The sequence below is a fragment of the Paenibacillus tyrphae genome, from assembly GCF_027925525.1.
In the GTDB taxonomy this organism is placed as follows: domain Bacteria; phylum Bacillota; class Bacilli; order Paenibacillales; family NBRC-103111; genus Paenibacillus_G; species Paenibacillus_G tyrfis_B.
Map to the genome: position 1 here is coordinate 28,992 of NZ_BSDJ01000041.1, position 22,922 is coordinate 51,913.

Sequence of the window (22,922 nt, forward strand, 5' to 3'; positions counted from 1 at the left end):
GAAGCGTCATGAAAGAGCGATCGGAGCGGATGGAGGCAGGCGGGCCAGAGATTGCGGACAGCAAAGACCGGGACGGCGGAAAAGGCTCTGCGCTGCTGAAAGGGGCGGCGTTGCTCGGTCTGGCGGCCGTCATTTCGAAGCTGATCGGCACGCTGCAAAAAATTCCGCTGCAAAATCTGGCGGGCGATGCGGTCTTCGGCATATACAATGCCGTGTATCCGTTGTACATATTGATCTTGGTTTTGGCTACGGCCGGATTTCCTCTGGTCGTATCGAAGTTTGTGTCGGAGTATGCTGCCGAACGGCAGTATCACGAGGCCCGGCGCGTGCTCCGGGTGGCTTCCTTATCGCTATTGGTCACCGGAATTGTATTTTTTTCGCTGCTGTATTTCGGGGCGGAGACGCTTGCGAGGTGGATGGCTGCGCCGCAAACGGCTCCGGCGATACGAAGCGTGTCGTATGCCCTGCTCGTCGTGCCTCTTATGTCTGCACTGCGCGGCTACTATCAAGGTTACCAGGATATGCGGCCGACCGCTTGGTCTCAGGTGGTGGAGCAGACGGTGCGGGTGGCGACGATGGTCGTTCTGCTGCTGGCTCTGATGCGGCTTGGCGTGGGGCCGGAACGAATCGCCGCAGGCGCGACGTTCGGCTCGGTGACGGGCGCGCTGGCGGGACTGGCGGTCATGCTGTGGTATTGGCGTAAGGAGCCGAGACGCGAACAAGTCCTGGGTAAGGGGGACGGCGGCGGCTGGCGGCGCGATTGGGCGCTGGCGAAACGATTGGCCGCCTATGCGCTGCCGCTCTGCCTTGGCTCCGTGGCGATGCCGATCCTCACGCTCGTCGATTCGTTTACGATGCCCCGGCTGCTTCGCTCGGCCGGCTTCGGCGAGAGCGAAGCGTTGTATCAGTTCGGGCTGTACAACCACGGGCTGCCGCTTGTGCAACTGGTCGCAATGATCGCCTCTTCGATGTCCGCGGCGCTCGTTCCTGCGATCGCCGAAGCGCTCCGGCGCGGCGATGCGGAGGCGGTGCGCGCACGCGCGGGCTTGTCCCTGCGGCTGACCTGGCTGATCGGGCTTGCCGCTTCGTTCGGGCTCGCTCTGCTGGCGGAGCCGCTGAACGTGATGTTCTTCAAGAGCGCCGAAGGCACGGCGGCGATGGCGATCTTGGCGTTCACCGCCTTGTTCTCGGCGGTGAACATCGTCGCGGGAAGCGTGCTGCAGGGCCTCGGCGCCGTGCGCGCGCCGGTGCTGTACCTGCTGCTCGCCGCCGCGGTGAAAGTCGCCGCCAGCGTGGCGCTCGTGCCGCGCTACGGCATCGACGGCGCCGCCTGGGCGTCGCTCGCCGCCTACGCGCTTGCCGGCGGCCTCGCGCTCGCGCACGCGCTGCGCGCCGCCGGGGTCCCGGCCGCGGGCGGCCTCGCCGCCATGAAACCGATGCTCGGCATCGGCTTCATGGCGCTCGGCCTGCTGGCCGTGACGCACGGCGTCCCGCCGCTGCTCGCGCAGCTGCCCGCAGCCCTGCCCCCACGGGGCACGGCCGCGGTCATCGCGCTCGGCGGCGTCGCCGTAGGGGCGCTCGCTTACGCGGTGGCCCTGCTGCGCCTGGGCGTCGTCACCGCCGCCGATCTGGCGCTTGTGCCGCAGCTGGCGGGGAAGCCCCTCGCCTGGCTGCGCCGATTCCGGCTGCTCCGCTGAAGGAGCGCCGCACCCCAAACTGAAGGAGGCGGCTCTGGGCTATGTCCATCCAACCGCAAATTACGGTCGTCGGTCTCGGAACCGGCGACGAAAACCAATTGACCCTCGGCGTCTGGCGCAAGCTTGAAGCCGCCGGCGCGCGAGGCGGGGCGATATTTCTCCGCACCCGGGAGCACCCGATGGTCGCGATGCTGGACCATCACAACCTTCGCTACGAGACGTTCGATGCGGTCTATGAAGCGCATGAGGGCTTTGACGCCGTCTACGAGCAGATCGCTTCGCAGCTGATCGAGCGGGCCAAAGCCGCGAACAGCGGAGAGGTGCTCTACGCCGTACCCGGCCATCCGATGGTGGCCGAGCGGACTGTCCAGCTGCTGCGTGAGCGTTGTCCGGCCGAGGGCGTGCTGCTTACCCTGATGGGCGGCGAGAGCTTCCTGGATCAAGCGTTCCTGCGGCTAGGGTTTGATCCGATCGAAGGCTTTCAACTGCTCGACGGCACTTCGCTGACGGCGAGCGGGCTCAATCCGCAGCTGCATACGCTGATCGGGCAGGTGTATGACGTCTACACGGCGTCCGACGTGAAGCTGACGCTGATGGAGCTGTATCCGGACGATTATCCCGTCGTCGTCGGCCATTCGCTTGGCGTGGCCGGAGAAGAGCGCGTGCGCGAGGTACCGCTCTATGAGCTGGACCGGGTGGAGGGTTACGGCAATCTGTCCTTGGTCTGGGTGCCGCGCACCGACCGCGAGGACGTGCGGAGCCGGACTTTTACGCGGCTGCATGAGATTGTGGCCATTCTCCGCAGCCCCGAGGGCTGTCCGTGGGATCGGGAGCAGACGCATCAATCGCTGCGCAAAAACTTGATCGAAGAAGCGTACGAAGTGCTGGAAACGATCGACGAAGACGATCCCGACCATATGCGCGAGGAGCTCGGCGATCTGCTGCTGCAGATTATGCTGCATTCGCAGATCGAAGCGGAAGACGGGATGTTTACCGTCTTCGACGTCATCCGCGAGCTCAACGAGAAGCTGGTCCGTCGTCATCCGCACGTCTTCGGGACAGCGCAGGCGGAAGATGCTGACGAGGCGCTGGGCAACTGGCAGCAGATCAAGGAGGAGGAGAAGCGGAAGAAGGGGATCAATCCCGACGAACTTCCGCTTCTCTCCGGCGTTCCCCGCGAGCTGCCGGGACTGATGAAGGCATACAAGCTGCAGAAGAAAGCCGCTTCGGTCGGCTTCGATTGGGGCACCAAGGAAGAGGTGCTGCCGGTCGTCGAGTCCGAGCTGGCCGAAGTGAAAGAGGCGATCGAACGCTTCGGCAAAGCGGAGCAGCAGGAAGAACTGGGCGACCTGCTCTTTGCCGTCGTCAATCTGGCGCGGTTTCTCAAGGTGGACCCCGAAGAAGCGATGGCAGACGCTAACCGCAAATTTTTTGAACGGTTCGGGTATATCGAGGCGCAATTGCGTTTAAAGGGCAAATCATTTGACCAAACTGATTTGCAAGAGATGGAATCTTTGTGGCAGGAAGCAAAAAAAGTTCTGAAAAAATAAGATGCTTTGCAGGATTTTCCTAACGAACAAAGAATACTTTAGTTCAGCGTCACTTTTAAGAGGAGGATATTAAACTCATGAACAAAACCGATCTTATCAACAACATCGCAGAAAAAAGCGGCTTGACTAAAAAAGACGTGGAATCCGTATTGAACAGCTTCCTTGGCGAAGTTACGGAAGCATTGTCCAACGGTGACAAAGTACAATTGATCGGCTTCGGTACGTTCGAAACCCGCAAACGCTCGGGCCGTACGGGTCGCAACCCGCAAACGGGCAAAGAAATCACCATTCCTGAGTCCAAGGTTCCTGCATTCAAAGCAGGCAACAAGCTTAAAGAAGCGGTGAAGTAATGCGGCTTGATAAGTTTCTCAAGCTTTCCCGCCTGATCAAGCGGCGTACTGTCGCGAAGGACGTGTCCGAACAGGGCCGTGTCTGGATCAACGGACGGGAGGCAAAACCGAGCAGCGCGGTGAAAGTGGGCGACGAGCTGACCATTCAGTTCGGGCAAAAGCTGGTGACCGTGCGCGTAGAACTGCTGTCCGAGTCGACCCGCAAGGAAGACGCGGCCAAGATGTACACGCTGCTCAAAGAAGAAATGAATAAACCCGAGCCTTTATTTTAAAGGCCCGCCCGAAGAGACCGGCATTGGCCCGGTCTCTTTTTTGAATATTGATACCGTCTGGAACGTCTTAACGGATTTTGCAAGCCTGATCCGGCGTAAGCTGTGCACCGATTTGGATGAACAGCGCGGCCGTGTCGAATAAAGCCCAATGCTCGGCGATTTTGCCGTCGGCCAAGCGGTACTCGCGGTAAATGGCGACATCCACGGGACGGCCGGTGGCGGGGTTTCCTCGAAAGTCCCCTCCATGCGTGCCTTGAAGCTTCAGGCGAACGATAACCTTGTCGCCCTGTGCGACGATCTCTTGAATAGCGGATTGCTGGTCGGGGAAGGCGGAGCGAAGCTGCGCGGCCATTTGCTTAAGACCTTCGGCCGTATGCGGGACATAGGCATGGTCAACATAGTCGTCTGCCAGCAGCGTCTCGGCAAGGCCAGCGTCGTTTCCGTTCCAAAAAGCGGAAATAAAGGTCTTTACAAGCTCGATGTTTGTTTGTTCTAATGTGTTCAGTACCTCCGTTGGTTTTGGCTTGTTTTCACGTAAATATAGTCAATTTACTTGACTATATTTTTCAATGTACTGCACTCTCGAAAAATAGTCAAGTAAATTTACTAAAAACACTTTAGGACGGAGGATGATAATGGACAATAAAAGTTCCGGCGGCTATGAGCTGACCGTATTGATGTCCTTAGGTTTTCGTGCGGCGATCGACGAGCTTCACCGGCAATTGGCCTCTTCGGGTTTCGAAGACGTAAGACCGGCGCATGGGTTCGTATTTCAGCGGCTGGCTCCCCATGGCGCCACGGGGAACGAGATCGCCGAGCACATGGGCATTACGAAACAAGCCGCGAGTCAGATGATCGATTATTTGGAAGAGCATGGGTACGTGAAGCGGCATTCCCATCCTCGCGACGGCCGGGGGAAAATCGTCGTGTTAACCGAGCGGGGCTGGGGCTGCATTCAGGCGACCGAGCGGATTTTTGCAGGCATCGAACGGCGATGGACGGACCTGTTGGGGCGAGAACGAATGGACGAGCTGCGTACGGATTTGCGCCGGTTGATTCAAGCCGCTGCCGAAGAGGGGCACCCGGTTCATTTCCGCCCCGTTTGGTAACAGACGCCCGATTGCCCGGCCAGGGCGATTCGCCCTCCCTACCATTGGTGGTTCTAAACCTTGGACGACCTCCATATTTTTAAGTAAACAAGCTTTGTGCGCACTTTGTCTTTCCATATAGCGCAGCGTAGAGTTGTGTCATGGCCGGAGAGTTTACGTGCCGCCTTTGAAAACGGGTTATTTCCTTCTGAAATTCAATATCAAGATAACCCGTTTTCAAGAGCGGCCGCAGGCCATGAGCACAACTCGAAGCGTCAGCGCATGGGTTAATCCAAAGCTGCGCCAAAGCGTCCAAGGAGGATGAACCAAGCCATGGTAGAACAGCCGGGGAAGGTGAAACGGCAGGAGATCAAGATGCTCAACCGCAAGCTGCTCGAGGTATCCGGCGTGTTGAATGTGGAGAGCTTCGACAGCGAAGAATTTTTGCTTGAAACCGAGTGCGGCTATTTGATGATCAAGGGACAAAATTTACATATCAAAAACTTAAGCCTGGAGCAGGGTCTCGTTGCTATCGAAGGGTACGTGAACGAGCTGGCCTATGTTGATGCAAACTCCCAAGGGAAAACCAAGGGATTCCTGAGTAAGCTGTTCAAGTGACGCTGCACGTCCAGTTCGTCACCTTGGGGATGATGTATGCGGGAGGTCTGGCGCTCGGGGGACTGTACGACGTGTACCGGGTGCTTTCCGGCCAGCTGAAAGTCCGGGCATGGCTCCGGGCGGTTCTGGACCTTCTCTATTGGCTCATCGGCACGCTCCTGGTGTTCATGCTGTTGTATGAGAGCAATTGGGGCGAAGTGCGCCCGTTTATATTTTTGGGCCTGGGCATCGGGATAACCTTTTACTTTTTGGTGTTTAGCCGGACGATGATTCGGGTAATACGTTTTATGATCCGTGCCGTAATGGCTGCGATCCGGTTCGGCAAGCGGACGATTGAGCTGCTAATCATAAAGCCGGCCCTGGTGATGTACCGCATCGTTGTGATCATTTTGGGATTTTTGGCCGCAATGGCTATATTCCTGTACAAAATTGTGTTACAATTGCTTTATCCTGTGTGGAAATTGCTGTTATGGCTTCTTAAGCCTTTCGGTCGGTGGATCCGTTTTCGCGTTTCCGTCCCCGCATGGGTTCTGAAAACCGGTCAAAACATCGCGGCATGGCTCCGTCGACTCTTTTGATCGTACGTAGGAGGATTTCAGGTACATGCAGGCAATCTCGAAAACCAATCCTATGCAACCGCATAACAAAGGCTCCTTTCGCCGACGCCGTTTGGTCATGCTGATGCTGGCTTGTTTTTTGAGTTGGGCTGGTGTCACACTTTGGAATCAGGTCGATAAAATCAGCGAGCGCAGCCAGAAGCTTAGCGCGGTGAAGCAGAAAAAAGCGGAAGCGCAGCAGCAGAATGAAACCTTGCAGCGTGAGATCGCGCGTCTGAACGACCCCGAGTACGTAGAGCAAAAAATTCGCAAAGAGCTGCATTATGTCAAGCAAGGGGAGACGTTATTTTATACCCCGAAACCGGCCCAGAAGTAACTCGGCAAAAGATGGGCACAGCCTTGTGTTGACCGTATTTTCTCCGTAAGTTATAATCGGCATAGCTTCAATTTCTCTTTGTTTCTTAACTATTTAAGGGAGGATTAGTTTACTTTATGGCAATTGAAGTGGGCAGCAAGCTGCAAGGAAAAGTGACAGGCATTACTCACTTTGGGGCGTTCGTTGAGCTATCTGAGGGGGTTACTGGCCTTGTGCACATCTCGGAGATTGCGGACAACTATGTCAAGGATGTCAATGATCATCTGAAGCTTAGCGATATCGTAACCGTAAAAGTGATTAATGTCGACAAAGACGGCAAAATCGGATTATCGATCAAGCAAGCGGTCGATCGCCCGGTGGATGCCGCTCCGACAAGGCCCGCTCGTTTTGACAGACAAGGCGACCGTGGCGACCGCGGCGGCTTCGGCCGAGGGGACCGTGGAGGCCGTGGTGGTGGTAGACCTCCCGCCAACAAGCACGTTACCTTCGAAGATAAAATGGCGCGTTTTCTGAAAGACAGCGAGGATCGCATCTCTTCCTTGAAGAAAAATACCGAGGGCAAAAGAGGCGGACGCGGCGCGCGTCGTGACTAATAAATAGACGGAACCGGATGGGCCGAGGCTCATTCGGTTTTTTTGCGGGTGCTTGACAAGCCCTTATCGGCTGTTATATACTCATGCTTGTTGCGGCGGCATAGCTCAGCTGGCTAGAGCGTACGGTTCATACCCGTAAGGTCGGGGGTTCGATCCCCTCTGCCGCTATAAGTTAAGAGCAAAACGAATAAACCTGAGGTCGGGCGGTGAGAATCGTCAGACGATCAGGTTTTTTGTTTGCCGTTTTTTCACCTGATTGGCGGGAAAGCCATGACTTTGTCACAACTCAGAGCGGGCCGGACTTTTTTTGTCGTATCTTTCGGGTGGCCCCGGCGAATCGACAGGTTGTAACGTAAAGGACAAAGGTCCGCTGCGAACAAGTCCCGAACATAAAGTGAAGAGTATGAAACCGCACTATTTTGATAGCGCTTTCATTTTCTGTTAACCTGCTGATTCAGGGCGATTCGCGTTGGCAACTCATTTTGTCGGAAAAAACTTTGGACCAGCCCCCGCATTCTGACAAACTTTCCGATGGACAGCTTATATACTAAGACCACTAATAGTCTATGGGTGGTGTGATGAAAATATGCAAAAACGTCAAAGTATGAATGCAATGGGAACGGCAGCGTCGGGATGGGTACTTCGGATCAAGCAAGGCATTATTGCGTTGGTCGTGAAAAACCGGTTGGTGCAGTGGTTCGTCGCCAAGAAGTGGTCGATATTGCTGCTGCTGATGGCGTTTTTGCTGGGCCGGGCGATGATCCTCGATCAGCTCGCGCCGTTCGCGGTCGCCTTTTTCGCGGTCATGTATTTTTTGCGGCGGGAGCTGCTCTATTGGTCCGGCGTATTTCTGGCTGCGGGCGGTCTGTTCTCCATCGATCCGAAGCATACGGGATACCTGGCCGTGCAGATGCTGGTCTTCCTGTTGATCCAGAAAGGCGTAGAGCGGTTCGAGCGGTCCGACATCTCGTATGCCCCGGGAATCGTGTTCGCCGCCACGTTTTTCGTTCAGCTGTTCTCCCATTTGGCCTCTGCGGAACTGAGCTGGTACACGCTGATGATGACGGGCATCGAATCGACGCTTAGTCTCATTCTGACGCATATATTCCTGCAAGCGATTCCTGTGTTTACCTTAACCCGTAAAAACTACAATTTAAAAAACGAAGAAGTCATCTGTCTGATCATTCTGCTTGCTTCGGTGATGACGGGGACTGTGGGCTGGCTCATCGGGCCGATTACGCTGGAGCATGTGATGTCGCGGTACTTGATCCTATTGTTTGCGCTCGTTGGGGGAGCGCCGCTTGGAGCTTCCGTGGGGGTCATCTCCGGGCTCATTCTAAGCCTCGCGAATGCAAGCGCCATTTATCAGATGAGCTTGCTGGCGTTTGCGGGGATGCTTGCCGGGCTGCTGCGCGAAGGCAGCAAAATGGCGGTAGCGCTCGGCATGCTGATCGGTTCTTCCATTCTTTCCTTTTATTTAGGAAACTCGTCGGAGGTGATTCATTCCACCTGGGAGTCGGTGGTGGCAGTCTCGCTGTTCCTGATGACGCCGAAAGGAGTCATTCAGATGCTGGCCAAATATGTACCGGGAACGCAGGAAAATCTGAAATCGCAGCATGACTACGCCAAGCGGGTGCGGGATGTGACCGCGAGCCGCGTCGAGCAATTTTCCGAGGTGTTCAAGCAGCTCTCCCGCAGCTTCAAGCAGGTGACCGTCGATGCGCAGCCGGCGCGCAAGGAGGAGGAGATCGGCCATTTCATGAATTCGGTGGCGGAGAAGTCATGCGCGAACTGTTGGAAGAAGAAGCAGTGCTGGGACGGCAAGTTTTATCAGACTTATAAATTTATGACCGATATGATGACGGAGGTGGAGCTTCGGGAAAATATGTCGCGCAAGGATGTCCGGCCGCAGTGGAAGAAGCAGTGCATTAAGCCGGATCAAGTATTGGAGGTGATGAAGCAGCAGTATCAATTGTACAAGCACGATCAGCATTGGAAGAAGCAGATCGTCGACAGCCGCCAGATCGTAGCGGATCAATTGTCCGGAGTATCGCAGGTGATGGAGGACCTGGCGAAAGAGATCAAACGGGAAGGACAAGAGCTCTTCATGCAGGAAGAGCAGATCCGCAGCGCGCTGGAGGAGCTGGGGCTCTCCATACATAGCATCGATGTCATCAGCTTGGACGAAGGCAATGTCGAGATCGAAATCGTTCATCAATATACGAGAGGCTTTGACGAGTGCCGCAAAATCATCGCGCCGCTGCTCTCCGAGATTGTCGGGGAGAACATTGCCGTCAAGAACGAGCAGGCGATGGAGCGGAAAGAAGGCTACAGCACGGTGCTGTTCGGTTCGGCGAAGGAATACGAGGTGGAAACCGGGGTGGCCGGAGCGGCCAAAGGAGGCGATTTGCTGTCGGGCGACAGCTTCAGTACGGTGGAGCTCGGCAACGGCAAGTTTGCGGTCGCGCTGAGCGACGGCATGGGCAATGGCGAGCGGGCCCGGGCAGAGAGCAGCACGGCACTGTCGATTTTGCAGCAGCTGCTGCAATCCGGCATGGACGAGAAGCTGGCGATCAAATCCGTCAATTCGGTGCTGATGCTGCGCTCGTCGGACGAGATGTTTGCGACGGTCGATGTGGCGCTTGTCGACTTGTATAACGCGCAGACCACCTTTTTGAAGATCGGATCGACGCCAAGCTTTATCAAGAGAGGGGATGAGGTATTCCCGGTGACGGCCAACAATTTGCCCGTAGGGATCGTGCACGATATCGACGTCGATCTGGTTAGCGTGCCTTTGCGGCATGACGATATTTTGATCATGATGACGGATGGGATTTACGACGCGCCGGGGCACGCGGTGAATAAGGAACTGTGGATGAAACGGATGATCAGCGAGATCGAGGCGGACAGCCCGCAGGATTTTGCCGATATTTTATTGGAAAGGGTGGTGCGGTATCACCATGGGGACATTTATGACGACATGACGGTGGTCGTCGCGCGGATCTCGAAATTCCAGCCGGAGTGGGCAACGTTCCGTTGGCCCGGCATGCAGCGCGTCGACCGTCCAAAGACGGTCAGTTGAAATAAAGGCTAACCAAACCAAAAAACGTCCTATGTTTTGAGGACGTTTTTAGTTTGTTAAACCTAGTATTATTTTACCATATCAGGATTTAAAAACTTTTTGATAAAATGAGTTTTTTACGTCAAAGCGCTTTAACAGAGTTAAAAAGGCATAACCAAGTATAACGCCTATAGTATTTAAAATAATATCATCTACATCCAAGCTTCGATAAAAGAACCCAATTCCAACGCCAATAATTAACTGAGATAATTCAATACATAATCCGAAAAGAATACCAGAGATTATTATTCTAATTGAAGATTTAATCTGTTGAAATAGTAGTGGCGCATAAAATCCAAATGGAGCACACATGAGAATGTTTCCAGCGATTTGTTTAACAGCTACGAAAGGAGATACAGAGTTTTGCATAATATCAATAATACTTTTAAAAGGTATAAAATTCATATTAGGTTCTATATTGCCCCGTTTGAGGCCTAACAATAGGTTGGATTGCACAGGAATTGGAAAGAGTGTTATTGAAATAACAACTAAAATGTGTAGATAAAAGAGTAACAATGTAAGATTTTTTATTACATTTTTTTTGGTTGAAATGTTATGTATGGCTGTGAGAATTACTGCAATTACAAGCGATACTCCAAGTGGCATTCCAGTTAAAATAAATATTACCTCCTTAAAATTGTGGATCAGTAACAAATCCTAGGAGTATTGTCCGAAAGCGGTCGTATCCGGAATATTATATCCTATATTGGTAACAAATGGAATGTGATTATGCAGGATTTTTATAAACCGATAGAGTTTGCTGGAAGGGTGTGGAATCCGGTACAATAAGGTAAGTTGGATTCCGAAAGGAGCCTGGGGATGGGAAGAACAAGCTCACCGGAGGATGCTAACCAGATTATTCAGACCGTTCTTGATTTGAATAACGAGGCGGTTGAGAAGTTTGGCATTCTGACGCTGGACTCGCGCAATGTTGTGGCAGGCATTCATGTCCTCGCCATCGGCACGTTGAATGCTGTGTTGATTCATCCAAGGGAAGTTTTCAAAGCGGCTATCTTGAACAATGCAGCCAGCATCGTTCTATTCCATAACCACCCGTCCGGTGATCCGACACCAAGCGAGGAGGATATCGAAATCACGCAGAGGATTGTCGAAGCTGGCCATCTGATGATGATCGAAGTGCTCGACCACATCATAACAGGCGATGGGAAGTATTGCAGCATGGCTGAGCAAGGATTGCTGAACAGGGGCCAGTCTGAACCCGAAAAATGAATCCGATCCGCTTACTCCTTAAGCGGGGGCGGATTTTTTTGTTTCCGCATTGTTCGAAATGTCACACTGGAGGGCAAGTTTAGAATTCTCCCAACTGGAAAAACTGGGTAATAGATAGATGGGAGGATGAACAGATGAAGCAGATCATACTTATAACCGACGGCTGCTCCAATGTCGGAGTCAGCCCAGTCGTTGCGGCGGCGGAAGCGAAAGCGAAAGGAATTATCGTTCATGTTATCGGGGTGCTGGATGCCGGCGAGATCGGCGAACTGGGCGCTTCCGAGATCGACGAGATTGCCGCAGCGGGTGGCGGGATGAGCCGGGCCGTACAGCCGTCGCAGCTTTCGCAGACGATGCAGATGATGACGCGCAAAACGGTCGTCCAGACGATTCAGCAGGTGGTCGGACAAGAGCTACGTAGCATCCTGGGCCAAACGACGAAGCTGGAGGCTTTGCCGCCGGAGCAGCGGTCCGAAGTGGTGCGGGTCATTGACGATTTGACGGAAACGGCGGATTTGAAGGTCGCTTTGCTGATCGACGCCAGTGCCAGCATGAAGCCAAAGCTGGCGGCCGTCAAGGAAGCGATCTACGATCTGCAGCTCAGTCTGCAATCGCGGATAGGTGAGAGCCTGCTGTCCGTCTTTCATTTTCCGGGCAACGTATCGGGCGATCAGGAGGTCGAGATGGACTTCGGCTGGACCCGCGACCTTGCAAATTTGAACCGGTTGTTTTATAAATTAAACATGAAGGGTACGACGCCGACAGGACCGGCGCTGCTCAAAGTCGTTGAATTTATGAACGGCGCGGCCGATGATACATATAGAAGCAAGCATAGTGCAGCGGGGGATCGGCAGACGGCCGACAGCCGCATGAGATCAAGCGAGGATGGGATATTCGGTGACTACGTCGTTTAGGCCCGCTTTTCCGGTGGGAACCCTCGTAAACGGCAAATGGAATCATAACGCATACCGTGTGGAGCGGCTGCTTGGCGAAGGAGCCAATGGCAAAGTATATCTGGTTTCCCGGGGGAAGCGGTATTACGCTCTTAAGGTCGGTTTCGACGCCGTGGATCATCAGTCCGAGGTTAATGCGCTGAAGGCGTTGTCCCAATCGTCCACATCGTTTCAGCAGACGTTGATTGATGTCGACGATTTTTCATGGGAAGGCACGGATTATCCTTTTTGCGTCACAAAGTATATCAAAGGAAAGTCCTTGACGGAATACATGAAGCAGTATGGCAGCGATTGGATTCATCTCATCGGCTTGAACCTGCTGCGGAAGCTGTCCGAGCTGCATGCGAGCGGCTTCGTCTTCGGCGACTTGAAAGCGGAGAATATGATCATATCGGGCTACGGCGACGTTGCCTTGATCGATTTCGGCGGCGTAACGGCCAAAGGGCGTGCGGTGAAGCAGTTTACCGAGGTGTACGACCGCGGCTTCTGGAACGCCGGCACGCGGATGGCGGACGATGCGTACGATCTGTTCTCTTTCGCCGTGCTGGTGCTGAGCGTGACGGACCGGGAACGCCGGTTTCATTCCGTGAATTCGCTGCTGCCGCAGAACCGCAACGTCGAGTTGCTGCTCGATATGCTGAAGGGCAATGCGCTGCTCGCGCCGTCGGCTCCAGTGCTGCGCAAAGCGCTGACGGGCCGCTACACGAGCTCCAAGCAAGCGCTGGCCGACTGGCGCGCCCGCGGCTCGGCTTACCGTCCCGTGCGCAAGAAGCCGGTCAAAGGGGGCTGGATCAAGCTGTGCTTCGCCGCTTCCTTGCTGATGTTCGGGGCGGCCATTTATTTCGTATTGCAATAAAATGCAGACAAAGGCAATTCAAGACGGCCCGGATCGGGTAATAGTTCAAACGGGAAGGTTCGTCAGACGAAAGGTTGTTCATTCATGGAGACGGCGGAAACATTATCCGTGCAAGTGGAACGGTTCATACAAGATGAAGCGTTGATCGAACCGGGGGACGGCGTGGTCGTGGCGGTATCGGGCGGACCCGATTCCGTCGGGCTGCTGCACCTCCTTTTTGCGTTATCCGGCCCTTATCGTCTACGGCTCACCGTCGCTCACGTGAATCACGGCTTCCGGGGCGCGGAATCGGACCGGGAGGCGGAGCTTGTGAAGTCGCTCGCCGAGCGCTGGGGCCTTCCTGTGGAAGCGACCTTCATCGACATGCCCCGTATTATAGAAGAAACGGGGCAGAATCCCCAAGCCGCCGCCCGGGACAAGCGGTACGAGTTTTTGTTCGACGTAGCGAGGCGAACGAGTTCCCGCCGGATCGCGCTCGCCCACCATGCGGACGATCAGGCGGAGACGGTGATGATGCGGCTGCTGCGCGGAACGGGGCCTTCGGGATTGTCCGGCATCCCGGTACGTAGAATGGCAGAAAATGGTTTGGAACTCATACGCCCCTTGCTGCGTATATACAAAGCGGATATTATCCGGTACTGCGAAGCGGAAGGGCTGCCGTATTGTACGGACAGCAGCAATTTGGAGAGGAAGTACGTTCGCAATCAGGTGCGGATGGACGTGCTCCCCTTTCTATCCCGTTACAACGAACAGCTGCCCGCGGCGTTGAACCGGCTGGCGGAGACGATGGCCGGAGAAGACGATTTTATGGACCAGGAAGTCCAACGGATCTGCGAGCAGCACGTGACCCGAAAAAACGCCTGTTACAGCTTTTCTGCAAAATGGTTTACGGGGGTACATGTTGCTTTACAAAGGCGGTTGATTAAACTAATATTAAATTATCTTGCTTCCGACCCGGATTCCATGGATTTCCTGAAAGTCGAACAATTTCGGACGGCTGTTCTGCGTGAACGACCGTCCAATTTTCGATTGGAAATCGGGCAGAACATCGCGCTCAGCAGGGAATATGATCGTATTGCGGTTCATACTATGGTGTTACGACCTCTCCCTTACGCGTACATACTGCGCGAAGGCCAGACGGAGCTTGCGATTCCCGAGACGGGAGTCCGTCTCACGCTCCGCTCCTTGGACAGCGAAGAGGGGCGCCCCGAATGTACCGATGCCTGGACCGCCTGTTTTGATACAGAGGAACTTGCCATGCCTCTCACGGTCCGAAGCCGCCTTCCGGGAGACCGGATGAAGCCGCTCGGACTAAACGGGACGAAAAAGGTAAAAGATATGTTCATCGATGCGAAAGTGCCTCCTACCTTGCGCGAGACGATTCCGATCCTTGCGGACGCCGGCGGCAGCGTGCTTTGGGTACCGGGCGTTCGGCGGTCTTCAGCCGCTGCGATAACCGGTCGGACGAAGCGAATGCTACATATTCAAGTGGATATTCATGGCAAAGATTTTTATTAAGTGGGAGGACCTCTCTTGCAAAACGACATTCAAGAAGTACTGTACAGCGAGCAGCAAATTCAAGACAAAATCAAAGAAATGGGCGAGCAGATCAGCCGCGATTTCGAAGGACGCAACCCGTTGGTCATCTGCGTACTGAAGGGCGCGTTCATCTTTATGGCCGATTTGGTCAAGCAGATCACGATTCCGCTTGAGCTCGATTTCATGGCTGTATCCAGCTATGGCGCATCGACGAAATCGTCGGGTGTGGTCAAAATCATTAAGGACCTCGATATTTCCGTGGAGGGCCGCCACATTCTGATCGTCGAGGACATTATCGACAGCGGCTTGACGCTAAGCTATTTGATCGACGTGCTCGAACGCCGCAACGCCCTTTCCATTACCGTCGCCGCGTTGTTCGACAAGCCGGCGCGTAGATCGGCAGAGTTGGACGCAGACTATAAAGGCTTCGTGATCCCGGACGCGTTCGTGGTGGGATACGGCTTGGACTACGCGGAGAAATACCGGAACCTGCCGTATGTCGGCGTGCTGAAGCCCGAAGTTTACTCCCAATAGCATTTCTTGAGATGCCAAGACTTGCTGTGGTACAATATACAAAGTTGCCGTTGTTGAGAGGAGGTAGGGGATGAATCGCATTATTCGCAATACAGGCTTTTATCTGCTCATTTTTTTGGTCACCGTCGGAATCGTTCATTTTATCAGCACGCAGAATGAACAGAAAGACACCATTAGCTACGATAAGCTCCGCGTGGCCTTAATCGAAAAGAATGTCGAATCCATCATCGTAAAATACGATGCTCAAACGTATCTGGTTCGGGGGAAATATAAGAACGCTTCTACGGATAAGAAAAATTTCGAATCTCGTGCGCCTTATGACCCGCAAATCTTCCGTTTGATTGAAAACAGCGACATTCCCCAAGGGAACGTTTACATCGAGAAAATGGAAGGGGACAATGTTTGGATCAGCTTCCTTACCTCCATTATCCCGTTTGTGATCATCTTCATCCTGTTTTTCTTCCTGTTGAATCAGGCGCAGGGTGGCGGCGGAAAAGTCATGAACTTCGGCAAAAGCCGGGCGAGGCTCTATAACGAAGAGAAGAAGCGCGTCACGTTCGAGGACGTTGCCGGAGCCGATGAGGAGAAGCAAGAGCTGGTTGAAGTTGTCGAGTTTTTGAAAGACCCGCGCAAATTTGCAGCCGTAGGCGCCCGCATCCCGAAAGGGGTTCTGTTGGTCGGTCCTCCGGGTACCGGTAAAACGCTGCTTGCCAGAGCCGTAGCCGGTGAAGCCGGTGTACCGTTCTTTAGTATCAGCGGTTCCGACTTCGTGGAAATGTTCGTCGGTGTCGGTGCTTCCCGCGTACGCGATTTGTTCGAAAATGCTAAGAAAAACGCCCCTTGTATCATATTTATAGATGAAATCGATGCTGTCGGCCGTCAGCGCGGCGCCGGATTAGGCGGCGGGCACGACGAGCGCGAGCAGACGCTCAACCAGCTTCTGGTTGAGATGGACGGCTTTGGCGCCAACGAAGGGATTATCATCGTGGCCGCGACGAACCGTCCGGACATTTTGGACCCCGCCTTGCTGCGTCCGGGACGCTTCGACCGTCAAATTACCGTTGACCGTCCGGATGTGAAAGGCCGCGAAGCGGTGCTGAAGGTGCATGCGCGCAACAAGCCGCTCGCCAAAGATGTGAAGCTGGATCAACTGTCCCGTTACACCACCGGATTTACCGGCGCGGACCTTGAAAACCTGTTGAACGAAGCGGCGCTTATTGCAGCCCGACGCAATCGGAAAGACATTTCGATGGATGAGATCGACGAGGCGTTCGACCGCGTGATTGTCGGAACGCAGAAGAAGAGCCGCGTCATCAGCGAACGCGAGAAGCGGATGGTCGCCTTCCACGAAGCGGGCCATACGATCGTCGGTATTCATGTCGAGGACGCTGACGTTGTGCACAAGGTAACGATCATTCCGCGCGGCCGCGCGGGCGGCTACGTCATGATGCTGCCGAAGGAAGGCGAAGACCGGATGATGCAGACAAAGAACGAGCTGCTTGACAAAGTCACCGGACTTCTTGCAGGACGCGTCTCCGAGGAACTGTTCATCGGTCAAATCGGAACGGGTGCTTACAGCGACTTCCAACGAGCCACAGGCATCGTACGCCGCATGATCATGGAGTACGGGATGAGCGATAAGCTCGGACCGATGCAGTTCGGTACGACTCAGGGCCAAGTTTTCTTGGGCCGGGATATCGGACATGAACAGAACTACAGTGATGCCATCGCTTACGAGATCGACCAAGAGATGCAATCGATTATGCGCGCCTGCTATGACCGGGCCAAAGACATTTTGACCAAGTATAGTGATCAAGTGCGCTTGGTTGCCGAAACGTTGATCGAGAAAGAAACGTTGGAGAAAGAACAGATTCGCGAGCTGATCGAGACCGGCAAGCTCGGACCCGTGAAAGAAGACGGGGAAGTAAAGTCGGAAGATGTGAAAGTGAACATCCAAGGGCAGCATCAAGAATCCGAAGCCAACAAGCTCGATTTCGAGAAAAACGAGTCGGATGGCGACAAAGAGGAAAATAAATAATTTTGCAGTTAAAACCGGTGCCGTAAAGCGCCGGTTTTTCCTTTTCTGTGCAGGCTAAAACGGGACGTTTCTTGAGAAACTAGCCTTAGGAAAGGGAGCGAATCGGCCCATCATACGAAACCGGTATTTTCCGGCCTTTTTGTTGCTATTTCAGCATTGACACCGCTCGGTCTGTTGTGTAAATTAAGTGTAAATCTTTAAACACTTTGTGAACATTTTCACCAGCTGTTGCAGTACGTTCCAGAGAGATATGAAGTTGGAAACATCAGGGTGGTCATACGAAAAAAAGGATGGTGCGTCATGGAAGCATTAGCGTTGGAGCGTAAAGCGGAACAGCAAAAAGAGCTTAAAGAGCGGATCGCCCAGCTGAAGAAAGAACGGAATGCCATTATACTTGCTCATTATTATCAACGCGACGAGATTCAAGAGGTAGCCGATTTTCGTGGGGATTCGTTCCTGCTGGCTCAAAAAGCCGCTTCCACCGACGCCGATGTGATCGTGTTCTGCGGCGTGCATTTTATGGGCGAAAGCGCAAAAATATTGGCCCCGAACAAAACGGTGCTCATCCCGGACGAACGGGCCGGCTGTCCGATGGCCGACATGGTCAATGTCGACGGTCTGCGAGCGCTCAAGCAAAAGCATCCGAACGCCAAGGTCGTAGCCTACATTAATACGTCGGCGGAAGTCAAATCCGAAACCGATATTTGCTGTACGTCGGCCAACGCGATCAAAGTCATCAGTTCGGTCGACTCCGATGAAATCATCTGGGTACCCGATAAAAACCTTGGTGATTACGTTTCCAAATTTACCGATAAGAAAATGATTATTTGGGAAGGATATTGCAACACTCATGACATGTTGACCGTCAAAGATGTTGAAGAGATGAAAGCTCAATATCCGAATGCCCAATTCGTCGTTCATCCCGAATGCCGCCCGGAGGTCGTCAAGCTTGGCGATTTTGTCGGCAGTACCACAGCCATCATCAAATATTGCAGGGAATCCGATTGCCAGGAGTTTATCGTCGGCACGGAAGACGGTACCGGGTATCAGCTTCGGCTCGACAGCCCGAACAAAACATTCCATTTTGCCACCAAATATTTGGTTTGCCCGAATATGAAAGTCAATAACCTGAAAAAAGTGGTCAAATGTCTGGAAACGAACCAACCCCAAATTTATGTTCCGCCGCAAGTGGCCGACAAAGCCAGAGCATCCTTGGAGCGCATGCTGCAGGTCAAGTAGCATGCGCTACTTCCTTGTTGAACGGGTGAGAGCTGATGATACCTCGTTATTTGGTTAATTTTGATGTGCGGCTGCTGCCGCAGGTACATACCGACGTCATTGTGATCGGCGCAGGAATCGCCGGTCTTTTCACGGCACTGCGTTCCGCTGAGAACCACAAAGTGCTGATGGTCACCAAAAAGTCGCTGCTCGACAGCAACACCAGGTACGCCCAAGGCGGAATTGCGGCCGTCATCTCGGACGAAGACTCGCCGGCCTATCACCGGCAGGATACGCTGATCGCGGGAGCCGGACTTTGCTCGTCTGCGGCCGTGGATGTTCTCGTGCATGAAGGGCCCGCCGGGGTTACGGATTTGATCCGGATGGGAACCGAATTCGATATGGAAGACGGACGCTATGCGCTGACGAAAGAAGGGGCGCACAGCCAGAGGCGCATCCTTCATGCGCAAGGGGACGCTACCGGCGCCGAAATCGTGCGTGCGTTGTCCGAGCGAACGAAGCAGGACCCGAATATTGAGATTTGGGATGACCATTTTGTAATCGATTTAATTACGGATAACGGCGAATGCTACGGCGCACTGGTTCAAAAACCGGACGGCAGCAGGGTGATCGTTCATGCGAAGGCGACCATCCTATGTACCGGCGGAGCGGGGCAATTGTTCCGCTATACGACCAATCCCGATATCGCCACCGGAGACGGCATTGCGATTGCCTACCGGGCAGGAGCGAATATCCGGGACGTGGAGTTTATTCAGTTCCATCCGACGGCGTTATGCTATCCGGGAGCTCCGAGGTTTCTTATCTCTGAAGCGGTGCGCGGGGAAGGGGCCGTACTGCGCAATATTAACGGCGAGCGGTTCATGGAACGGTACCATCCGCAGCTGGAGCTTGCTCCGCGGGATATTGTCGCCCGGGCGATCGTCAGCGAAATGGAGAACACCAAGTCGACCTTTGTCTACATTGATTTTACGCACGAATCGGAAGAAACGGTGAAGCACCGGTTTCCGACCATTTATGAATACTGCTTGTCTTACGGGCTCGATTTGTCGTCCGATTGGATTCCGGTAGCTCCCGCGGCTCATTACATGATGGGCGGGGTAGAAACCGACCTGTACGGAGAAACGGCTGTCAAACGGTTGTTTGCGTGCGGGGAAGTGTCCTCTACAGGTGTACATGGAGCCAACCGGTTGGCCAGCAACTCGCTTTCCGAAGCGATTGTGTTCGGGCGGCGGATTGTCAAGCGAATCGACCGCTTATCGCCGATCGCAGAGCTTCCCCACATCCAGGAGGAGCAGCGGTCCAAGGATAACGCCATTCAGCCCGTTGTCGAAAAGAAGCTGAAGCTGCAAAAGGTCATGCTCCGGTACGCAGGACTCAAGCGGCATGCTCAAGGACTGGAAAAAGGCTACGACGAGCTGAAACGGCACGTATCGATCTTCGACAGCTGTTTGGCCAAGCGGGAACAATATGAATTTGCCAATCTGCTCATCTGCGCGCTTCTGACGACGCAGGCCGCTTTGATTAGGCAAGAAAGCCGTGGGGGACACTACCGGGAGGACTTCCCGGACAAGGATGACGTGGTTTGGCGCAAGCATACCGTGTTTAATCGTGCCAACGGCATTACGGAAGGACGGATTGATGATGTTTGAGTTGAACCGGTCGAATCTGGAACGAAGCTTGCGGGCTTGGCTTGAGGAAGACATCGGGATGGGCGACGTCACGACGATGACAACGATTCCGGCGGAATCGCAAGCCAAAGGCATTATTCACGTCAAAGACGAGGGCATTATCGCCGGACTCCCGGTGGCCGAAGCGGTCTTCGCATTGGTCGATCCGCAGCTTCGATTCGAAGCGAAGGTGAATGATGGCGCGGCGGCCCAATATGGTACCGTTATCGCGGAAGTATCCGGCAGCACGCGCAGCATTTTGCTTGGGGAGCGGCTCGCACTGAATTTGCTGCAGCGTATGTCCGGCATTGCTACGCGTACGCGTCAGTTCGTGGACCGGCTGGAAGGACTGCCGGTTCGTCTTGTGGATACGCGCAAAACAACGCCGGGCCACCGAATGCTGGAGAAATATGCGGTTCGTGTCGGGGGAGGACATAATCACCGGTTCGGATTATATGATGCTGTCATGATCAAGGATAACCATATCAAGGGAGCGGGAGGAATCCGTGAAGCCATTACGGCGGCCCGCGCTCAAATTCCGCATACGATGAAGATCGAAGTCGAAGTGGAGACCTTCGAGCAGCTCGAAGAAGCGTTAGCGGCCGGTCCCGACATCGTCATGCTCGACAACATGTCGCCGGAGCAAATGTCGCAAGCCGTACAGCGCATGAAAAACCAGGCTCCGCATATCATGGTAGAAGCGTCGGGAAACGTTACGCTGGACACGGTCCGCGGCATTGCCCAGAGCGGGGTGGACGTCATTTCCGTCGGCAGGCTGACCTATTCCGTTCAGGCGCTTGATATCAGCTTGGATCTGAACGAACAGAAAGGTTCCGCGGGAGAAAAGGCGGGCCGGCCATGATCTTGGTGGTAGACGTAGGGAATACTAACATCGTACTCGGTATATACGAAGGGAAGCAACTGCTTCACCACTGGCGGCTGAGTACGAACCGGTCGGCCACTTCGGACGAGTACGGAATGACCATGTACAACCTGTTCCAGCATGCAGGAATCGGCCTGGATCAAGTCGACGGCGTCATTCTTTCTTCCGTCGTGCCGCCGCTCATGTTTGTATTGGAACAATTGTGTTTAAATTATTTGAAGAAAGCGCCGTTGATCGTAGGACCTGGTATCAAGACCGGACTGAATATTCGTTACGAGAACCCGAAGGAAGTCGGCGCAGACCGGATCGTGAATGCAGTCGCTGCCATCGAGCTGTACGGCTCGCCTTGTATCGTCGTCGATTTTGGAACGGCTACGACGTTCGACTATATTGACGAGAAGAGCCAGTTCATCGGCGGTGCCGTGGCGCCTGGAATCAGTATTTCCACCGAAGCTTTATATCAACGGGCGGCGAAGCTGCCACGCATTGAACTGGTGAAACCGAAAAGCGTCGTCGGCCGCAATACGGTCGCATCGATGCAAGCCGGGATTATTTTCGGCTTCGCCGGTCAAGTGGATGGAATCGTGGAACGGATTAAACAGGAGTTCCGGGTGGAGCCGAAAGTCATCGCAACGGGCGGGCTGGCAGAGCTCATTGCAGGGGAATCGCGTACGATCGATTTAATCGATCCGCTTCTCACGCTGCAGGGATTGCAAATTATATACGAACGCAATATTGGCTAGAGGTCTCATATCCGCAGCAAGCAGACTTCTTATTCCGGCTTCCCGGACCCTGGCTTGTAGCGTCATTCGAACAGAAGGAGCTTTGTCATGCAAGATTACTTAATCAGGGCTACGGCCTATGAAGGAAAAGTGCGCGCGTTTGCCGTCCGCACTACCGGAATTGTTGAAGAACTGCGCCGCCGTCATCAGACCACGCCAACCGCAACCGCTGCTTTGGGACGTACGGCAACGGCTGCGCTGATGATGGGCATCATGCTTAAAGGGGAAGAAAAGCTGACTGTTCAAGTCAAAGGCGGCGGGCCAATCGGCCAGATCGTCGCGGATTCCAATGCTCACGGAGAAGTACGCGGGTATGTGGACAATCCGACCGTCGATTTGCCTTTGAACTCAATCGGTAAGCTGGACGTGGCTGGTGCTGTCGGTGCCGACGGTTTTTTGTATGTCATTAAAGACCTTGGACTCAAAGAACCATATCGCGGCAGTATCCCGATCGTTTCGGGCGAGCTCGGCGAAGATTTTACGTACTATTTTGCTAAATCCGAACAAACGCCTTCGGCTGTCGCTTTGGGCGTGTTGGTCGACGTGGATTATACCGTGAAGACTGCCGGCGGATTCATCATTCAGTTGCTGCCGGGATTAACGGATGACGAGATTTCACAGATTGAAAAGGAGCTCGCGGCTCTTCCGCCGATTACGTCCTTGCTTGACCGCGGAGACCAGTTGGAGGACATCCTGACTTCATTGCTTCCCGGCGCCGAAGTGCTGGAGAGACGCGACGACATTCGGTTTCAATGCAAATGCTCGCGCGAACGCGTCGAGCAGACCTTAATAAGTCTGGGTCGGGATGAATTGCAGCAAATCCTGGAAGAAGACGGCAAAGCGGAAATTGTGTGCCATTTTTGCAACGAAGCCTATCGTTTCAGTAGAGAAGACCTTGAAGCGATTCTCAAGTCCATATAAAATGACAGGATGGCGAGCAGCCGCCCGGTCAATATAGAGAGTGATTATACGAGGAGAT

23 protein-coding genes and 1 tRNA gene are annotated in these 22,922 nt (G+C 54.1%); 22 read left to right on the top strand and 2 right to left on the bottom strand.

Features of this window, described 5'->3' with window-relative positions; translation table 11 throughout:
- The first annotated feature begins 8 nt into the window (after nt 1-8).
- From QMG93_RS31450 to QMG93_RS31465, 4 genes are all read left to right on the top strand, one after another.
- A complete protein-coding gene (locus tag QMG93_RS31450; protein ID WP_281943605.1) occupies nt 9-1,697 on the top strand; it encodes a polysaccharide biosynthesis protein in 1,689 nt (562 codons plus the stop codon).
- 41 nt (nt 1,698-1,738) lie between these two features.
- A complete protein-coding gene (gene mazG / locus QMG93_RS31455; protein ID WP_281943607.1) occupies nt 1,739-3,247 on the top strand; it encodes a nucleoside triphosphate pyrophosphohydrolase in 1,509 nt (502 codons plus the stop codon).
- A gap of 77 nt (nt 3,248-3,324) precedes the next feature.
- Entirely contained in the window at nt 3,325-3,597 is a 273-nt protein-coding gene (locus tag QMG93_RS31460) for an HU family DNA-binding protein (RefSeq protein WP_010501443.1), read from the top strand.
- Nucleotides 3,597-3,869, top strand: coding sequence for an RNA-binding S4 domain-containing protein (locus tag QMG93_RS31465; RefSeq protein WP_010501445.1), 273 nt, complete (start codon nt 3,597-3,599; stop codon nt 3,867-3,869). The genes QMG93_RS31460 and QMG93_RS31465 overlap by 1 nt, the downstream gene beginning before the upstream one ends.
- A gap of 67 nt (nt 3,870-3,936) precedes the next feature.
- Here QMG93_RS31465 and QMG93_RS31470 read toward each other — a convergent pair whose 3' ends face one another.
- Nucleotides 3,937-4,374: an ester cyclase gene (locus tag QMG93_RS31470; RefSeq protein WP_309299702.1), complete on the bottom strand. Its 438-nt coding sequence runs from the start codon at nt 4,372-4,374 to the stop codon at nt 3,937-3,939.
- Between the two features lie 130 nt (nt 4,375-4,504).
- Here QMG93_RS31470 and QMG93_RS31475 point away from each other — a divergent pair, with 130 nt between their 5' ends.
- The 7 genes from QMG93_RS31475 to spoIIE all read left to right on the top strand — a co-directional run bounded on the left by QMG93_RS31475 (nt 4,505) and on the right by spoIIE (nt 10,183).
- Nucleotides 4,505-4,978 (top strand): MarR family winged helix-turn-helix transcriptional regulator, encoded by a 474-nt coding sequence (locus tag QMG93_RS31475; RefSeq protein WP_281943610.1) that lies wholly within the window; start codon nt 4,505-4,507, stop codon nt 4,976-4,978.
- A gap of 312 nt (nt 4,979-5,290) precedes the next feature.
- On the top strand, nt 5,291-5,575 hold the full coding sequence (gene yabP, locus QMG93_RS31480) for a sporulation protein YabP (protein WP_025846843.1): 285 nt from the start codon (nt 5,291-5,293) through the stop codon (nt 5,573-5,575).
- Nucleotides 5,572-6,153, top strand: a complete 582-nt coding sequence (yabQ, locus tag QMG93_RS31485; protein ID WP_281943612.1) for a spore cortex biosynthesis protein YabQ — start codon at nt 5,572-5,574, stop codon at nt 6,151-6,153. Before yabP ends, yabQ begins: the two co-directional genes overlap by 4 nt.
- A 25-nt stretch (nt 6,154-6,178) precedes the next feature.
- A complete protein-coding gene (locus QMG93_RS31490) occupies nt 6,179-6,508 on the top strand; it encodes an FtsB family cell division protein (RefSeq protein ID WP_281943614.1) in 330 nt (109 codons plus the stop codon).
- Nucleotides 6,509-6,624: 116 nt separating this feature from the next.
- The gene (locus tag QMG93_RS31495; RefSeq protein WP_010501452.1) at nt 6,625-7,101 is read left to right on the top strand and encodes a S1 domain-containing RNA-binding protein; all 477 of its coding nucleotides are present in this window, start codon (nt 6,625-6,627) and stop codon (nt 7,099-7,101) included.
- 94 nt (nt 7,102-7,195) lie between these two features.
- A tRNA-Met gene (locus QMG93_RS31500) sits at nt 7,196-7,269 on the top strand.
- 418 nt (nt 7,270-7,687) lie between these two features.
- A complete protein-coding gene (gene spoIIE, locus QMG93_RS31505) occupies nt 7,688-10,183 on the top strand; it encodes a stage II sporulation protein E (protein WP_281943617.1) in 2,496 nt (831 codons plus the stop codon).
- 81 nt (nt 10,184-10,264) lie between these two features.
- On the opposite strand, the gene QMG93_RS31510 is transcribed toward spoIIE, so the two are convergent.
- On the bottom strand, nt 10,265-10,876 hold the full coding sequence (locus QMG93_RS31510; RefSeq protein ID WP_281943619.1) for a VanZ family protein: 612 nt from the start codon (nt 10,874-10,876) through the stop codon (nt 10,265-10,267).
- A 165-nt stretch (nt 10,877-11,041) separates the two neighbouring features.
- Here QMG93_RS31510 and radC point away from each other — a divergent pair, with 165 nt between their 5' ends.
- The 11 genes from radC to hslO all read left to right on the top strand — a co-directional run bounded on the left by radC (nt 11,042) and on the right by hslO (nt 22,864).
- On the top strand, nt 11,042-11,452 hold the full coding sequence (gene radC / locus QMG93_RS31515; RefSeq protein ID WP_281943621.1) for a RadC family protein: 411 nt from the start codon (nt 11,042-11,044) through the stop codon (nt 11,450-11,452).
- A 134-nt stretch (nt 11,453-11,586) separates the two neighbouring features.
- Complete coding sequence (locus tag QMG93_RS31520) at nt 11,587-12,366, top strand: vWA domain-containing protein (protein WP_281943623.1); 780 nt, start codon at nt 11,587-11,589, stop codon at nt 12,364-12,366.
- Entirely contained in the window at nt 12,350-13,261 is a 912-nt protein-coding gene (locus QMG93_RS31525) for a protein kinase domain-containing protein (RefSeq protein ID WP_281943625.1), read from the top strand. Before QMG93_RS31520 ends, QMG93_RS31525 begins: the two co-directional genes overlap by 17 nt.
- A gap of 84 nt (nt 13,262-13,345) precedes the next feature.
- Nucleotides 13,346-14,779 carry a tRNA lysidine(34) synthetase TilS gene (gene tilS / locus QMG93_RS31530; RefSeq protein WP_281943627.1) on the top strand — a complete coding sequence of 478 codons (1,434 nt, stop codon included), beginning with the start codon at nt 13,346-13,348 and terminating at the stop codon, nt 14,777-14,779.
- A 15-nt stretch (nt 14,780-14,794) separates the two neighbouring features.
- Nucleotides 14,795-15,334, top strand: coding sequence for a hypoxanthine phosphoribosyltransferase (hpt, locus tag QMG93_RS31535; RefSeq protein WP_010501468.1), 540 nt, complete (start codon nt 14,795-14,797; stop codon nt 15,332-15,334).
- Nucleotides 15,335-15,404: 70 nt separating this feature from the next.
- Entirely contained in the window at nt 15,405-17,372 is a 1,968-nt protein-coding gene (gene ftsH / locus QMG93_RS31540) for an ATP-dependent zinc metalloprotease FtsH (protein ID WP_281943629.1), read from the top strand.
- 300 nt (nt 17,373-17,672) lie between these two features.
- Complete coding sequence (nadA, locus tag QMG93_RS31545; protein ID WP_281943631.1) at nt 17,673-18,611, top strand: quinolinate synthase NadA; 939 nt, start codon at nt 17,673-17,675, stop codon at nt 18,609-18,611.
- Nucleotides 18,612-18,646: 35 nt separating this feature from the next.
- Nucleotides 18,647-20,260, top strand: a complete 1,614-nt coding sequence (gene nadB / locus QMG93_RS31550; RefSeq protein ID WP_281943633.1) for an L-aspartate oxidase — start codon at nt 18,647-18,649, stop codon at nt 20,258-20,260.
- Nucleotides 20,253-21,140 carry a carboxylating nicotinate-nucleotide diphosphorylase gene (gene nadC, locus QMG93_RS31555; RefSeq protein WP_281943681.1) on the top strand — a complete coding sequence of 296 codons (888 nt, stop codon included), beginning with the start codon at nt 20,253-20,255 and terminating at the stop codon, nt 21,138-21,140. Before nadB ends, nadC begins: the two co-directional genes overlap by 8 nt.
- Nucleotides 21,137-21,904 carry a type III pantothenate kinase gene (locus QMG93_RS31560; protein ID WP_281943635.1) on the top strand — a complete coding sequence of 256 codons (768 nt, stop codon included), beginning with the start codon at nt 21,137-21,139 and terminating at the stop codon, nt 21,902-21,904. The genes nadC and QMG93_RS31560 overlap by 4 nt, the downstream gene beginning before the upstream one ends.
- 87 nt (nt 21,905-21,991) lie before the next feature.
- Nucleotides 21,992-22,864: an Hsp33 family molecular chaperone HslO gene (hslO, locus tag QMG93_RS31565; RefSeq protein ID WP_281943637.1), complete on the top strand. Its 873-nt coding sequence runs from the start codon at nt 21,992-21,994 to the stop codon at nt 22,862-22,864.
- The last annotated feature ends 58 nt before the right edge of the window (nt 22,865-22,922 follow it).

What these genes read in the sequence shown, in the direction of transcription:
- QMG93_RS31450 (WP_281943605.1), top strand. Translation starts at nt 9, where the DNA reads ATGAAAGAGCGATCGGAGCGGATGGAGGCAGGCGGGCCAGAGATTGCG.
- mazG (WP_281943607.1), top strand. Translation starts at nt 1,739, where the DNA reads ATGTCCATCCAACCGCAAATTACGGTCGTCGGTCTCGGAACCGGCGAC.
- QMG93_RS31460 (WP_010501443.1), top strand. Translation starts at nt 3,325, where the DNA reads ATGAACAAAACCGATCTTATCAACAACATCGCAGAAAAAAGCGGCTTG.
- QMG93_RS31465 (WP_010501445.1), top strand. Translation starts at nt 3,597, where the DNA reads ATGCGGCTTGATAAGTTTCTCAAGCTTTCCCGCCTGATCAAGCGGCGT.
- QMG93_RS31475 (WP_281943610.1), top strand. Translation starts at nt 4,505, where the DNA reads ATGGACAATAAAAGTTCCGGCGGCTATGAGCTGACCGTATTGATGTCC.
- yabP (WP_025846843.1), top strand. Translation starts at nt 5,291, where the DNA reads ATGGTAGAACAGCCGGGGAAGGTGAAACGGCAGGAGATCAAGATGCTC.
- QMG93_RS31490 (WP_281943614.1), top strand. Translation starts at nt 6,179, where the DNA reads ATGCAGGCAATCTCGAAAACCAATCCTATGCAACCGCATAACAAAGGC.
- QMG93_RS31495 (WP_010501452.1), top strand. Translation starts at nt 6,625, where the DNA reads ATGGCAATTGAAGTGGGCAGCAAGCTGCAAGGAAAAGTGACAGGCATT.
- spoIIE (WP_281943617.1), top strand. Translation starts at nt 7,688, where the DNA reads ATGCAAAAACGTCAAAGTATGAATGCAATGGGAACGGCAGCGTCGGGA.
- radC (WP_281943621.1), top strand. Translation starts at nt 11,042, where the DNA reads ATGGGAAGAACAAGCTCACCGGAGGATGCTAACCAGATTATTCAGACC.
- QMG93_RS31520 (WP_281943623.1), top strand. Translation starts at nt 11,587, where the DNA reads ATGAAGCAGATCATACTTATAACCGACGGCTGCTCCAATGTCGGAGTC.
- tilS (WP_281943627.1), top strand. Translation starts at nt 13,346, where the DNA reads ATGGAGACGGCGGAAACATTATCCGTGCAAGTGGAACGGTTCATACAA.
- ftsH (WP_281943629.1), top strand. Translation starts at nt 15,405, where the DNA reads ATGAATCGCATTATTCGCAATACAGGCTTTTATCTGCTCATTTTTTTG.
- nadA (WP_281943631.1), top strand. Translation starts at nt 17,673, where the DNA reads ATGGAAGCATTAGCGTTGGAGCGTAAAGCGGAACAGCAAAAAGAGCTT.
- nadB (WP_281943633.1), top strand. Translation starts at nt 18,647, where the DNA reads ATGATACCTCGTTATTTGGTTAATTTTGATGTGCGGCTGCTGCCGCAG.
- nadC (WP_281943681.1), top strand. Translation starts at nt 20,253, where the DNA reads ATGTTTGAGTTGAACCGGTCGAATCTGGAACGAAGCTTGCGGGCTTGG.
- QMG93_RS31560 (WP_281943635.1), top strand. Translation starts at nt 21,137, where the DNA reads ATGATCTTGGTGGTAGACGTAGGGAATACTAACATCGTACTCGGTATA.
- hslO (WP_281943637.1), top strand. Translation starts at nt 21,992, where the DNA reads ATGCAAGATTACTTAATCAGGGCTACGGCCTATGAAGGAAAAGTGCGC.